We start from the raw sequence: 13,656 nt of genomic DNA, 5'->3' as shown, positions 1-13,656 counted from the left end.
TGAGTCATGGTCGAGGGCGACCGCTAGTTGTGTGTATCTACAAGATGGGAAAATTGGTCGGCGAGCGTTGCGTGGTCCGTTAGCCAGGTGGTGGCTTGATGGTCTTTGGCAATGCCCAGAGATTTTGCGAATTCGATTGCGCCAAAAGGCCGTCCGAACACGTGGGCATGAACCGTCAAGTCGAGACAAAACGGCCGGCGCGGTATGTCGGCTGCGTTCTCAAGGATGCGATGCAGGATGCGTGTGAACGCTTCCGGTTCGTTGCCGTAGCGAATGTAGAGCGGCATGTCGTTCACCTCCATGGTGAATGGCACGGCCATGAGTGCCCCCGACGGCGTCTGTAAGCGATACGGCAGGTCCGTATCGAAGATGTCGCCATGCCACGTGAAGCCGGCTTCGGCGAGGAGGGGTGACGTGCTTTGACTCGGCGTGCATCGAGGGCTGATCCAGCCGCGCGGTTTCTTCCCTGAGGCGGACTCCAGGGCCGAGACACATCGCTGTAGATCGGCCTTCTCTTCCTCTCTGGTCTGATAGGCAGGAACGATGTTCTGGCCCCAGCTGTGCGCAGCGATGTCGTGACCGGCCGCGACGATGGCTTTCATGAGATCGGGATATCGCTCCGCAAGGATCCCACTGACATAAAACACCGCTTTCACATTTGCTGTCGCCAGCATGTCGAGCAGCCGCCACGCGCCGGCCTGCGGTCCGTAAGCTGCCCACGATTGTCCCTGTAGATCGAGTATGCCCGCCTTGAGCGGATTGCCCATCGGTCCGATACCGGGCGCACTGTCGTCGGTCCAACCTTCGAGCATGACGCTCACTGAAAGGGCGATGTGCCGGCCACTCGGCCAGCTTGCCGGGAGTTTCACATTTTTCATCGGAGTCTGATAATCGGATTCAATGAGGGGTATCTTCAACAACTAGACCACATGATTTTCGAGCGTGCCGATGCCCTCGATCCGGCATGTCACGACATCGCCGCTCTTGAGCAGATTTGGCGGCTCCATCGCGTAGCCGACACCGGAGGGGGTGCCGGTTGCGATAATGTCACCGGGCTCCAGGGTCAGGCCCTGGGACAACTCGCTGATGATGCGCCGGATTGAAAAAATCATGTGCCGCGTGTTGGATTTCTGGCGGACCTCGCCATTAACGCGCAATTCGACGTCCAGCGACTGGGCATCCGGAATGTCGTCACGCAGAACGACGCAAGGACCTATGGGGCAGGTGCCGTCGAGGCCCTTGCCCTTGAACCATTGATCGTGACGCCGCTGCAGGTCGCGCGCGGTGACGTCATTGAGAATGGTGTAGCCGAAGACATGGTCGAAGGCTTTGTCTTCTGAGATGTTGCATCCGCCGCGCCCAATGACCAGAGCGAGCTCGATCTCGTAGTCGAGCTTGTCTGTAAGGCCAGCATGCCGGGGAATGGGAGCGCCATGAGCAATGACAGCGGTCGGCGGTTTGGTGAAGAATTGCGGATATTCCGGGAGCTTGATTTCCGTGCCGCGCGCCCGATAGCCCTCGTTGACGTGCTCGATGTAGTTGCGGCCTACGCAGAACACATTCTTCCGCGGTCGCGGAATCGGCGGCAGGATTTTCACAGCAGAGCTATCGCAGATCGCGTCCTTTAACTCCCCAGCGGCTGCACGCGCTTCCACCTGCCGGAGTGCTTCGATGCCGGCTTCTCCGGCATCGATCAGGGACAGAAGACTTTCGAACATCCCAGCGGAGGAAACAACGCGTTGCAGATCGAGAAGTTTGTCGTCACCCAGCAAAATGCCCAGATGCGCGAGGCCGTCCCGTTCAAAAGTCACAAGTTTCATGATCAATCCATGTTGCAGCTTGACGCCGCGTTACGATAGTGGACGCGACACGAGATGATGATAGCTAAGTTTGCTTAACCGCTCTTCATTCCGAACATGCGGGCGGCATTGCCGCCGAGAATGGCGATCTTCTGTTGGTCGGAGAGGCTATCTGTCGCGAAGACGTGATCGACGGGATGCTCCTCCCACGGAATCGGGTGGTCGGTCCCGAGCATGATCTGGCTCGCGCCGACCTGGGCTACCAGATGCCGGAGCGCCTCCGGTGTGAATACCAGCGAGTCAAAATAGAGCTGGTTAAGATACTCCGTCGGCTTTTTCTTCAGTTGGATCTCTGGATTGCAGTTCTGCGGTGAGACGAAGCAGGCGTGATCGGAGCGCGGTGCGTATGAGCCGAGATAGCCACCGCCATGCGCCGCCAGCACCTTCAATTTCGGAAATTTATCCAATGTCCCTTCAAAGATCAGGCGCTGCAGTGCGATGGTCGTATCGAGAGGGTTACCGATCGTATTCGCCAGCCAGCCGTTTCCTTTGAAGCGTGCGGCGAGTTCGACGGTGCTCTGGGGATGCACGAACAGCACGGCCCCGAGCTCTTCGGCTTTGGCCCAGACCGGATGAAATTTTGGATCGGAAAAGTCGGTTCCCACCACGTTGCCGCCGATCGCGGCGCCGCGCAGGCCCTGTTTTTTGACTGCATCCTCGAGTTGCTGCACCGCGAGGTCGGGATATTGCAGGGCAAGCGATGCAAACGCAGCAAAGCGATCCGGTTTCGACGCACAGAGCTGCGCCAATTGTTCGTTCTGGATCTGCACGATCTTGGCTGCAAGGTCGCGCTCGGTGCGATACCAGAAAGGGTTGATCGACAGCACCTCCATGTCGATCGCCATCTCATCCATCGCCTTCAGGCGATCTTCCACAACGATGAAATGTTCTTGTTGACCTTTTGTAGGCGGTAAAATCTTCGGCACCTGATCGCCCATCAGGTCGAGTGCGTCGCGAATGATGCAATGCGAATGGACGTCGATGGTCTTGACGCGGTTGCCTTTGACCATGACCGGCAGATGACGTGGGCGCGCCTGTTGCGCGTGAGCGGCATCGAGCATGCCGCAACTGCAGAAAGTGAGGCTGGCCGCAGCGCCTTTGAGGAAATTCCGACGTGTCGTCATGCTGGTCGTTTTCCCTGTCATTTTGATCTGCACGCACTGCAAGCAGCGTCGGCCGACTCTTGATTTTGTCAGTTCAACAACGGTGGTCGGGGTGAGGCGGCAGACTCAATCTTCACAAAGTGACGTCATCCGTCGCTTGACATCATCCAAACGAACGACTTATTGAAACGAACGTTTATTTTAGTCAAGGGTCGACGCGACATTGGCCAAGTCTTCGTCTCTCGCAAAATCTGAAATTGATCTTGTCGCGGGGAAGCCGTCTGCGCGTCAGCGCCTAATGGATGCATCTGAGCAATTGTTCGCCGAACACGGCTGGAATGCCGTCAGCATCCGAACCATCGTTGCCGCTGCCGACGTCAATCTTGCCTCGTTGCACTATCATTTTGGATCGAAGGAGCAGTTGCTCTCCGAGATTTTTGCTGCGCGAGCGAAGCCTATCGCCGAAGAGCGATTGCGGTTGTTGGCAGAGATTGATCTGCGGAAGCCATCGCTGGAACAAATTCTTGAAGCGTTTCTTCGGCCAGCGTTGACGATTGGATCGGACGATCGCTTCGGCGGCCGAGCTTTCGTGAAGCTGCGCGCGCGGCTGTCCATGGAGCCAGAGGCCGTCAGCCGAAAGATACTCGCCAAAGCCTTCGATGAATCCAGTAGCGAGTTCGTGAAGGCGATAGCGTTGGCATTGCCGGATATTCCGCGAGCGGATCTGGAGTGGCGCTTCCATTTCATGCTTGGGACGATGTTTTACACGATGGCCAATGCCGGCCGCATTCAATCGTTGACTGATGGACGTTGCGATCCTGGTCGCGTCGAGGATGCGCTGCGCCATCTCGTGCCGTTTCTGGCCGCCGGTTTCAGATCGACGCCAGTTCCAAAATCAACAACAAAATCGAGGAGACGTCCCACATGACAGACGGATTAAACGCGCCTGCAAAAGTCACAAAGAAGGATATCGAAGCAGCAGCAGAGCGGCTGAAGAATTGGGGCAGGTGGGGCGCTGACGATCATATCGGAACGCTCAACCATACGAAGCCCGAAGACATCGTGCGTGCTGCTGGTCTCGTACGTAAAGGCCAGGTGTTTTCGCTCGCGTTGAACTATGACAACAAGGGACCGCAAGGCGGAAAGACCAAGTTCCCACCGGTTGGCCGTTTCAATCCGGTGCACACGATGCTTCGCACCGGGACCGACGCTTATTCCGGCGTACTGGATAAGCGGGGCATCCGCTCTGCCGACGATATCGTGCTGTTTCCGTTGCAGGCCGGCACGCACTGGGACGGGCTTGGCCACATCTTCTACGGCGACAACATGTGGAACGGCTACGATTGCCGCAATGTCTCATCATTCGGTGCGGAGAAGGCGGGTATCGAGCACACCAAGGAGAAGTTCGTCGGACGTGGTGTATTGCTCGACATCGCCCGGCATCAGGGCGTCGATTGGCTTCCCGAGGGCTTTGCGATCACCAACGACATGCTCGACAGTTGTTCCAAGGCTCAGAACGTGCAGGTGGGGCGTGGCGACCATCTGTTGATCCGAACCGGCCAGATGGAAGAGAAGCTCGCGGCTGGTAATTGGGACGGTTATCCGGGCGGCGATGCGCCGGGCCTTGCCTTCGAGACGCTGGATTGGCTTCAGGACAAGCAGGTCGCCGCGGTCGCGACCGACACATGGGGCGTCGAAGTGCGTCCCAACAATTGCGATGATGCAAACCAGCCCTGGCACTGGATCTGTATCCCGATCATGGGGCTGACCATGGGCGAAATCTTCAAGCTGGACGAGCTGGCAAAAGCCTGCGCTGCCGACAAGGTCTACGAATTCCTGTTCGTTGGACCGGCGCTTCCGATCACCGGAGCAGTTGGATCGCCGATCAATCCGGTCGCAATCCGCTGACCCGCTGAGACGATATTGACCCGCGACGACGTCAGTCGTCGCGGTCTGGCCGCAAAATTCGCGAAGACGAAGGCCGCCAAAAATAATCACGGTGCAAGCAAGCACTGTCAAAGGGAGTGACGCCATGTCGAAGACGAGCAGTGGTGTTCTGTCGCGTCGTTCTGTGCTGCGATCGGCCGCCCTCACATTCGCGGCCGGTTCGGCCGCCGGCCTCTGGCCTGGGCGCGGTCGGGCAGCGAGCTACCCCGCGCGGCCCATCAAGATCCTCGTTCCGTTTGCGCCCGGAGGCCCGACAGATATCATGGCGCGCATCGTCGCCCAGCATCTCGGTGATGCCATCGGCGGAACGGCGATCGTCGATAACCGGGGTGGCGCAGGTGGCAACATCGGGATCGGAATGGTCGCGAACTCCGAACCGGATGGCTACACTTTGCTGATCACATCCAGCGCCTATGTCCTGAATCCGAGTCTTTATGCCAAGATTCCTTACGATCCCTACAAAGACTTCGCGCCCATCGCTGAACTCGGAACGTCGCCGAATGTCTTTCTCGTCGATCCCAAAATGGGCATCAACTCGCTTCCTGAACTGATCGCGCGCGCCAAGGCTGACCCTAATCTTCTTAATTACGCCAGTCCTGGTGTCGGCACCACGCCTCATCTTTCCGCAGAACTCCTGAAAAATGTTGCCGGTATAGAAATGACGCATGTGCCATTCTCAGGCGCGGGACCGGCAATTCAGGCTGCCCTCAGTGGCACCGTTCAGGTCTGCTCTGCGGCTCTTCCTCCTGCGCATCCGCATATCGAGAGTGGACTCCTGAAGCCACTGGCGATTACGGGTACGAACCGTTGGTTCGATCTTCCGAATGTCCCGACGATGATTGATCTCGGCTACAAGGATTTTGTCGCCGATACTTTTCAGGGCTTTCTGGCGCCGGCGAAAACTCCGCCGGAGATCGTGCAGTTACTGTCCAGCAAGACTGTCGAGGTGCTGAAGGGGCAGAAGATCGCCGATCAATTGCGCGCTGACGGGTTCGAAGTGCTCGCCAATGGATCTGATGGCATGCGGAAGCGTATTGCCGATGAGATACCCAAGTGGCGCGAAATCGTCACCAAGGCCGGCATCAAGCCGGTTTGATAGATCGGAATTGGCGTGCGGATCACCGGCATTTTTGAGAAAGCTGTGCCCGTCGCGTCGACGATGCGCAATGCAGCATTCGATTTTTCTGAAATGACGACGTCGGTAGTCGCGGTCGTCACGGATGTGGTGCGCCAAGGCAAGCCTGTCATCGGCTATGCTTTCAACTCCACAGGGCGTTATGCCTGCGGTGCGGCGATGCGCGCGCGCTTCATACCTCGCATCTTGTCCGCGCCGCCAGACGAACTGATCGACGAAGCGGGACTGATCGATCCTGACAAAGTCTTGCGACGCATGATGCTGCGGGAGAAGCCCGGCGGTGATGCCGAGCGGTCAGTGCCGATCGGGACCATCGAGACCGCCGTATGGGATGGGTTGGCGAAGAGTCTTGAGCGGCCGCTATGGCATGTTCTCGCTGAACGCTTTTATCATGGTAACACGCCTCCGTTGGTTCCCTGCTATGTCGGGGGAGGTTGGTACAAGCCGGAGCGCGACCTCGAGGCTCTATCCGACGAGGTGAAGCGTCACCTGCAGTCCGGATATACGCATATCAAGATCAAGGTCGGCGGTGCATCGATCAAGGACGATCTGGCACGGATCGACACTGCCATCGCGTTAGTGGGGGAGGCCAGCCGCCTCGCGGTTGACGCGAATGCAGCTCTGTCGCCGGATCGCATGCGGGACTATGGGCGAGCGTTGGAGCCCTACGGGCTGCGATGGTTTGAAGAGCCGTGTGCGCCGCTGGATTACGCGTCCTTCGGCGATCTGGCCGAGACATATCGGCCGCCGCTCGCCACGGGCGAAAACCTGTTTTGCCAACAAGATGTCGAGAATCTGTTCAGGTTCGGCGGCTTCCGCAAGGATCGTGACTTTCTTCAGGTCGATCCCCCGCAGGCCTACGGCGTCAGCGCTTATGTCCGCATGGTCGATCGCGTCGAGGCGCTCGGAGGATCGCGTGCGCGCATCTTTCCTCATGGCGGCAACATGATGTCGTTTGCGTTGGTCGCAGGATTAGGGTTGGGTGGCTGTGAATCCTACCCCGGGGTGTTCGCGGCTTTCGGCGGTTTCGCCGATGGCATGAAGGTGCGCGATGGACAGATCGCTGTGCCGGATCATCCCGGGATCGGCTTCGAGGCGCAGCCCGCACTGTATCGGATCATGCGCGAATTGACGGGTGATTAAAGCATTTCGGATATCACCCGGCGGTTCATCGCAATCCTGACAAGGACGAATTATGAGTTCTGACTCGACTGTGTCATTCGATCGATTGGCAGCATTCATCCGGGACGCGCTGGTGAGGCTCGGATTGCCGGACGCTGATGCGCAGACGGTCGCCGCATTGATGGCGGAAGCGGACCTGCAGGGCTCTGACGGGCACGGCGTCACCCGGCTGCCGCAATACGCGCGGCGTATCAGGGCTGGCGGCTTCAACGTTGCCCCGAAAATTCGCGTCGTTCACGATTATCCCAGCACGGCATTGATCGATGGCGGCAATGGCATGGGACACCTTGTCATGAAGCGCGCCGCCGAGATGGCAATTGAGAAAGCGCGCGTCACGGGGATCGCTTGGGTCAACTCGCAGTTCAGCAATCATGCCGGGCCGGCGTCGCTCTATGCCAGCATGCCGTTGGCACATGACATGATCGGCCTGTATTTCGCGGTCGGCAACGCCAATCACCTCCCGCCGTGGGGCGGTCTCGATATGTTGTTGTCGACCAATCCGATTGCGGTGGCGATTCCTGCCGGCGAGGAACGCGCCATCGTTCTCGACATGGCAACGACAGTAGCAGCTTATGGCAAGGTCAAGACCAAGGCGCTGCGCGGCGAGACGATGCCCGAGGGGTGGATGATCGATCGTCAAGGCAAGCCGCTGACTGACCCGAAGCGCGCGGACGAGGGGATGCTGTTGCCTCTTGGTGGTATGGAGGCGGGCTATAAGGGCTATGGCCTTGCTCTGGTGATCGGGTTGTTGGCGGGAACGCTCGGCGGCGCCGCCATGGGCAAGGACGTCATCGATTTTAATCATGACGATGACAGCGTCACCAATACCGGCCAGGCCATCGCCGCCATCAACGTCGCAGCCTTCGGTGATGTTGCAGTGTTCAAGGCGAACGTTGACAAGTTGATCCGTGATCTGCGCGACAGCGCTCGTATTCCCGGCGTCGAGCGAATCACTGTACCCGGCGAACGCAGCCACGAGACGCGTATCCGTCGCGCCCGCTCCGGTATTCCAATTGCCCCCGCATTGATGAACGCGTTGGACAAGCTCGCCGGCGAACTTGGCATGGCCCGTCTCACCTAAGAGGAGTCAGAATGCGTTTCTATCGCGCTTCGATCTCTGCCGTTTTGATTTCCGTATTAGCAACTACGGCTTTTGCCGAATCCAGCTACCCTGATCGGCCGATCCGAATGATCGTGCCGCTGGCAGCAGGAAGTGCTGTGGATGTCGCAGCTCGGATCGTGACGCAGAAGATGTCCGAAAGCCTCGGGCAGCAGTTTGTCATCATGAACCAGCCCGGCGCATCTGGCACCATCGGAGCTGAACAGGTCGCGAGAGCCGAGCCTGACGGCTACACGATCGGTGGCTTCAACGACAGCATCATGACAATGGTGCCGGCTCTGCAACCCGGTCTGCGATGGGACATTGTCAAGGACTTCGAACCGGTTTCTCTGGTGGCAACGGTGGAGTGGGGATTGATCGTCAACGAGAGGTCTGGCTTCAAGAGCGCGGCGGATCTCATCGCTGCAGCCAAAGCATCACCCGGAAAGATCGATTATGGATCCGGTGGCATCGGGAGCCCGCAGCATCTGGCGATGGAAATGTTCGCCGCCGGCGCCGGCATTTCGTTGACCCACGTTCCTTATCGCGGGGCGACACAAGCTGCGAGCGACGTGGTCGCGGGGCAGATCCCGGTCGCATTTCAGGGACTCGGTACTGTTGCCGGTCTCGTGCGCGGTGGGCAGGTCAAGCTGATCGGCGTGACAACCAAGGCGCGGTTACCCCAATTTCCGGACGTTCCGACCATCTCCGAATCCGGGCTACCGGGCTTTTTGTTTAACTCCTGGTTCGCCATTCTGGCCCCGGCAGGAACACCGAAAGACATTATCGCGCGTCTGAACGCGGAAGTTCTCAAGGCGCTTACCGATCCCGAGACACAGCGCAGGCTCGACGAGCAAGGCCTCGTGGTCAGAGGAAGTTCGCCGGAAGAGCTGCGTGTGCTGACACGCGATCAGCTGGCGAAGTACGCCAAGCTGATTGGCGATTTGGGCATCGCTACTAAATGAACTACTCATCGCGCCATCTACGGCTGAGGCGTCTCCAAAGCTGCCGCGATTGCGTCGTCAATTCGCTCAAGCCAGATGAATTCGAGTTTCTCGCGGGCGCCTTGAGGGATATCGTCGAAGTCTCGGCGGTTGCGCGCCGGTAGCATGACGCGGGTAAGGCCGGCTGCCGCGGCTGCCACCACTTTTTCTTTGATGCCGCCAACCGGAAGCACCAGTCCGCGCAGCGAGATCTCACCAGTCATCGCCGTATCCTTTCGGACGGTGCGGTTGGTGAGGAGCGAGGCGAGTGCTGTGAACATCGCAACGCCTGCGCTCGGGCCATCTTTCGGTGTCGCACCGGCTGGCACGTGAACGTGGATGTCGTTCTTCTCGAAAACTGACGGGTCGACTCCGAGGTCAGCCGCACGGCTCTTCACCAGCGTCATGGCCGCTTGTGCGCTCTCGCGCATGACGTCGCCGAGCTGCCCTGTAAGAATCAATCCACCTCTGCCAGGCACGCGCGTAGCCTCGATGAACAGAATATCGCCGCCGACCGGCGTCCAGGCGAGACCCGTGGCAACGCCGGGAACGCTAGTGCGCAACGCTATCTCGCCCTCGAAGCGTGGCTGCCCAAGAACTGCCGTCAGGTCCTTGGTCTCGATGGTGACCTTGCTCGTCGTTCCCTCGGCGATTTTCACCGCGGCGTAGCGCAACGCTCTTCCGAGCTCTCGCTCCAGTGAGCGTACCCCGGCTTCGCGCGTATATCCTTTGATGATCAATCTTAGCGCGTCCGGCTCGATCTCAGCTTGCTCTGGTGTGAGGCCGTTGGCTTCAAGCTGACGGCGCATGAGGTAGCGCCGCGCGATTTCGAACTTCTCATCTTCCGTGTAGCCGGGCAGGCTAATGATCTCCATGCGATCCAGCAGTGGGCCTGGAATGGTATCGAGCATATTCGAGGTCGCGATGAAAGCTGCGCGGGAGAGGTCGAACGGAACGGCGAGATAATTGTCGCGGAAGGTTGAGTTCTGCTCGGGATCGAGCACTTCGAGCATCGCGGCCGATGGATCGCCCTGGATGCCGCGTCCCATCTTGTCGATTTCGTCCAGCATCATGACGCAATTACGTGCGCCGGCCTTCTTGATCCCTTGTATGATGTTGCCTGGAAGAGCGCCGATATAGGTTCGTCGATGGCCACGTATTTCAGCCTCGTCGTGGACACCGCCGAGGCTGACGCGCACGAACGGTCGACCGAGCGCCCGCGCGATCGATTGCCCAAGCGACGTCTTGCCGACACCGGGCGGTCCGACGAAGCAAAGGATCGGGGCTTTGCCTTGCGGCGCGAGCTTACGCACTGCCAGATATTCGATGATCCGGCTTTTGATTTTCTCAAGCCCATAGTGATCTTCGTCAAGGATGCGACGTGCTTCCGCGATGTCGATTGGCTTTTCCGGTGCCAGGCCCCACGGCAATTCCACCAGCCAATCGAGATAGCTGCGGACCATACCGGTCTCTCCGGACGACTCCGGCATGCGCTCATAGCGACGCAGTTCTTTGCGAGCCTGGCTGTCAGCCTCTGGCGACATTTGCGCTTTCGCGATCGCTTCGGTCAGTTCCGCGACTTCCTGTGCCTTACCATCGCCTTCGCCGAGTTGGCGCTGAATGGTCGCCATCTGCTCACGAAGAATAGCCTCGCGCTGGCGTTCATCGAAGGCGGCTCTTGTCTTCTGTCCTATCTCGTTTGTGAGCCGCAGCACTTCGAGGCGTTCCGCCAGATAACGTGAGACTTTGTCCATGCGGAGCGAGAGATCGATCGTCTCGAGAATCTCCTGCTTCTCCTGCGGTTTGATATCCATGTAGGACGTTGCAAGGTCGGCAAGTGCCGCGGGTGAGGTTGTTGCCTGGAAGGCTGCTATTAACTCCGGCGGAGCCTGTGGTAGCAATTGAATTGCTTCGATGGCCTGACGTTGCAGGTTGAGGAAACGGGCTTCGATTTCGGGAGACGTTGTGGTCGGCTCCGGGATATTCAGAACGCGTGCAGCGAGGAACGGCGTGCCCGGAAGAAAGTCGGTGATGCGGGCGCGCTGAACGCCTTGGCAGATGATGTGATGCGTCTCATCTGGAGCAGTGATGTACCGCACAATATTGGCGACGGTGCAAACGCGATGCAGGTCGCTCGGCCCGGGCTCGTCGACATCCGGATTTCGCTGCAGCAGGATGCCGACTGAACGTTGTTCGCGCAAAGCCTGTTGAGCGGCAGCGATGGACTTCGGTCGCGCAACGGTGATGGGGGCAACGACGCCGGGAAAGAGGACTATGTCGCGAACTGGCACGATGATGAGGGCATCATCCGGAATACGGACAGAGTCGGAGCCCGTTTGACCGGCGGAGACGATCGTTTCTTCAGAGGCCATGGCTGTGCTCACACCGATTTAGCAAGACGGAGTACGATACATCCATTCACCGCGAAGCGGCTCACAGCGTAGCGTCCGGCGGGAAGGGCAATCCGGCGTTCAAAACGGCCCTGCGGGAGTTCGAGACGATGGATATGCGCGTTGCGTAATTCTTCGGGCAGCGTGCGCTGGCCGCTGACCACAATCGCGCCGTCGGCGATTACGGCTTCGACCTCATCCGGATCGACACCCGGTAGTGCAACGAATATGAGAACTTCATCGTCGGTCTCCAACACATCGATCGGAGGTTCCCAGCTCGAGACCCGAGGCTCGGCAGTCCCTTTCAAACTGAAGAACTGCCGGTGCATGCGCTCGGCCCGAGCGATCTGTTCGATCGCCTCGGACAGCATCCAGTTGAGCGGGTCTTTAGACGACATGCGTTTCCTCCCGGAGAGGTCGTAGCTTTCATTAGCCCGACTTTACGGCATAAGTTTTCGTCAACAAGTGCTGTCGAACACTTTATATGCTGCCCTGCGGGCGGAAGGATCGTGGTTCGGTGATCGTCCTTCTCATTGGTACCGTGCCGCGAGCGCGCCGTTGGGGCCAACGCCCGGGAACGTCGCATCACCAAAAATGAAGAAGCTGAATCTGGTTGGGGTTTCCAGCCAGATTCAAAGTTTTCTTGGATACGCAGGATCCGGCTCAAGCAGCTGTCCCGCGATCGCGGCTGAGGAGTATGCTCACGATGACGAACAGCATTCCGGCTGAGAGCGCGAGTGAAGTGTGAACGCCCAATAGCGATCCGATCAAGCCGACAGTTATTCCCGCAAAGGCGCGGCACCCGAGAGAGGCCATGGCGTAGACGCCAAGTACACGGCCACGAATATCGCCGGGAGCCTCGATCTGCACAACCGTCTGCGCCATGCTACTGAATGAGAGCTCGAAGAATCCTGCACTGAAAAGACAGATGAGTGCTAGAGGATAGATCGTCGTGAGCGCGAAACCGGCAAGCGCGCAGCACCATCCCATCGCAAGTAAAAGCGCGGTCCGTGGGGCAGTCTTAAAGCCACCGACGGTTTCGAGAAGAACACCGGCGGTGAGTGCACCCGCGGCATCGGCAGCGAGCAGGACGCTATAGGCTGCGCCGGGATCTCCGTGGCCCAGGTCGACGGCAAAATTGGGCATCTGCGCTTGATAGCTATTTCCAATGAAGGCCGAAGCTGCAGCCGCGAGAAGCGACATCGCGACGATGGCTGGGCGTTTCGCGATTTCGCGAATTGTGCGCAACACATCGTCAAGGCCTCTAACGGATGTCCGGGCGGTTGCCTCGCGGCGATATTGAAGACGCCAAAGCCAGAGGATGACCGGTACATAGTAGCAAGCGTTAAGAAAAATGCCGTTGGTCGGGCCTAGCCAGTGCAGCATCGCGCCTCCCACCGCAGGACCGACAAGAATGCCGAGATAGCGTGCCGTGGCATTGAGCCGAACCGCGCTTTGCAGATCTTTGGGTTCAACCAGCGCGTGAAGAAGAAGCTGGCTCGGGGTTTGCCAGAAGACTCCCGCACAGCCATGCACGACCAGCAAGATCATTGCGTGCCATGTCTGCAGCGTGTCAGTGAAGAAGAAATATCCCCATCCCAGCGACACGCTGATGAACAATACCATGCCGATCTGGATGAGACGTCCTGGGTCTATCCGGTCTGCCAGAGCGCCTACCGGCACAGAGAAGAAGAGGAACGGCAGCCAATGCGATAGGACCGCGAACCCTCCAAGCGCCGGCGAGTGGAATTTCTGATACATCATCCAGTAACTGATGACGTGCTCGATGTTGTCGGCCATCATCGCCAGGAAGTAGGTGGATAAGAACCAACAGAACTTCGGGTGCCGCATGGCGGCGAACGATTGATGAGTCTCTGCGGGATTGCTCAAGCGGTTATCTCGAAATGTGGTGTCGCTCGGAGTCTAATATGTCCCGGGCTGGGAAAAGAAGGTTATTC

Annotated in this window: 12 protein-coding genes; 6 read left to right on the top strand and 6 right to left on the bottom strand. The window is 58.7% G+C overall.

Annotated elements, in window-relative coordinates; genetic code table 11:
- Positions 1 to 23: 23 nt before the first annotated feature.
- From ACZ5C3_RS18385 to ACZ5C3_RS18375, 3 genes are all read right to left on the bottom strand, one after another.
- Positions 24 to 878 (bottom strand): polysaccharide deacetylase family protein, encoded by an 855-nt coding sequence (locus tag ACZ5C3_RS18385; protein ID WP_464031920.1) that lies wholly within the window; start codon positions 876 to 878, stop codon positions 24 to 26.
- Positions 879 to 920: 42 nt separating this feature from the next.
- Positions 921 to 1,820 carry a fumarylacetoacetate hydrolase family protein gene (locus ACZ5C3_RS18380; RefSeq protein ID WP_464044205.1) on the bottom strand — a complete coding sequence of 300 codons (900 nt, stop codon included), beginning with the start codon at positions 1,818 to 1,820 and terminating at the stop codon, positions 921 to 923.
- 74 nt (positions 1,821 to 1,894) lie between these two features.
- Positions 1,895 to 2,983 (bottom strand): amidohydrolase family protein, encoded by a 1,089-nt coding sequence (locus ACZ5C3_RS18375; RefSeq protein WP_464031916.1) that lies wholly within the window; start codon positions 2,981 to 2,983, stop codon positions 1,895 to 1,897.
- Between the two features lie 277 nt (positions 2,984 to 3,260).
- On the opposite strand from ACZ5C3_RS18375, the gene ACZ5C3_RS18370 reads away from it, so the two are divergent.
- The 6 genes from ACZ5C3_RS18370 to ACZ5C3_RS18345 all read left to right on the top strand — a co-directional run bounded on the left by ACZ5C3_RS18370 (position 3,261) and on the right by ACZ5C3_RS18345 (position 9,290).
- Entirely contained in the window at positions 3,261 to 3,890 is a 630-nt protein-coding gene (locus ACZ5C3_RS18370; protein ID WP_464044204.1) for a TetR/AcrR family transcriptional regulator, read from the top strand.
- Positions 3,887 to 4,870 carry a cyclase family protein gene (locus ACZ5C3_RS18365; protein ID WP_464031913.1) on the top strand — a complete coding sequence of 328 codons (984 nt, stop codon included), beginning with the start codon at positions 3,887 to 3,889 and terminating at the stop codon, positions 4,868 to 4,870. The genes ACZ5C3_RS18370 and ACZ5C3_RS18365 overlap by 4 nt, the downstream gene beginning before the upstream one ends.
- Before the next feature lie 124 nt (positions 4,871 to 4,994).
- Positions 4,995 to 6,005 carry a Bug family tripartite tricarboxylate transporter substrate binding protein gene (locus ACZ5C3_RS18360; protein ID WP_464031912.1) on the top strand — a complete coding sequence of 337 codons (1,011 nt, stop codon included), beginning with the start codon at positions 4,995 to 4,997 and terminating at the stop codon, positions 6,003 to 6,005.
- A gap of 15 nt (positions 6,006 to 6,020) precedes the next feature.
- Positions 6,021 to 7,187: an enolase C-terminal domain-like protein gene (locus ACZ5C3_RS18355; RefSeq protein ID WP_464031910.1), complete on the top strand. Its 1,167-nt coding sequence runs from the start codon at positions 6,021 to 6,023 to the stop codon at positions 7,185 to 7,187.
- Positions 7,188 to 7,239: 52 nt separating this feature from the next.
- Positions 7,240 to 8,307: an Ldh family oxidoreductase gene (locus ACZ5C3_RS18350; protein WP_464031909.1), complete on the top strand. Its 1,068-nt coding sequence runs from the start codon at positions 7,240 to 7,242 to the stop codon at positions 8,305 to 8,307.
- A gap of 11 nt (positions 8,308 to 8,318) precedes the next feature.
- On the top strand, positions 8,319 to 9,290 hold the full coding sequence (locus ACZ5C3_RS18345) for a Bug family tripartite tricarboxylate transporter substrate binding protein (RefSeq protein WP_464031907.1): 972 nt from the start codon (positions 8,319 to 8,321) through the stop codon (positions 9,288 to 9,290).
- A 17-nt stretch (positions 9,291 to 9,307) separates the two neighbouring features.
- Here the strand turns inward: ACZ5C3_RS18345 and lon are convergent, their stop codons facing one another.
- The 3 genes from lon to ACZ5C3_RS18330 form a co-directional block, all read right to left on the bottom strand.
- Entirely contained in the window at positions 9,308 to 11,680 is a 2,373-nt protein-coding gene (gene lon / locus ACZ5C3_RS18340; protein WP_464031905.1) for an endopeptidase La, read from the bottom strand.
- 8 nt (positions 11,681 to 11,688) lie between these two features.
- The gene (locus tag ACZ5C3_RS18335; RefSeq protein WP_464031903.1) at positions 11,689 to 12,096 is read right to left on the bottom strand and encodes an Hsp20/alpha crystallin family protein; all 408 of its coding nucleotides are present in this window, start codon (positions 12,094 to 12,096) and stop codon (positions 11,689 to 11,691) included.
- A gap of 265 nt (positions 12,097 to 12,361) precedes the next feature.
- Positions 12,362 to 13,588, bottom strand: coding sequence for an MFS transporter (locus tag ACZ5C3_RS18330; protein WP_464031902.1), 1,227 nt, complete (start codon positions 13,586 to 13,588; stop codon positions 12,362 to 12,364).
- Positions 13,589 to 13,656: the final 68 nt, after the last annotated feature.

This window comes from Afipia dichlorophenoxyacetatis (assembly GCF_055386385.1).
The sequence above is the reverse complement of the archived record's forward strand: the minus strand, read 5'-3'. Positions and strand labels throughout refer to the sequence as shown.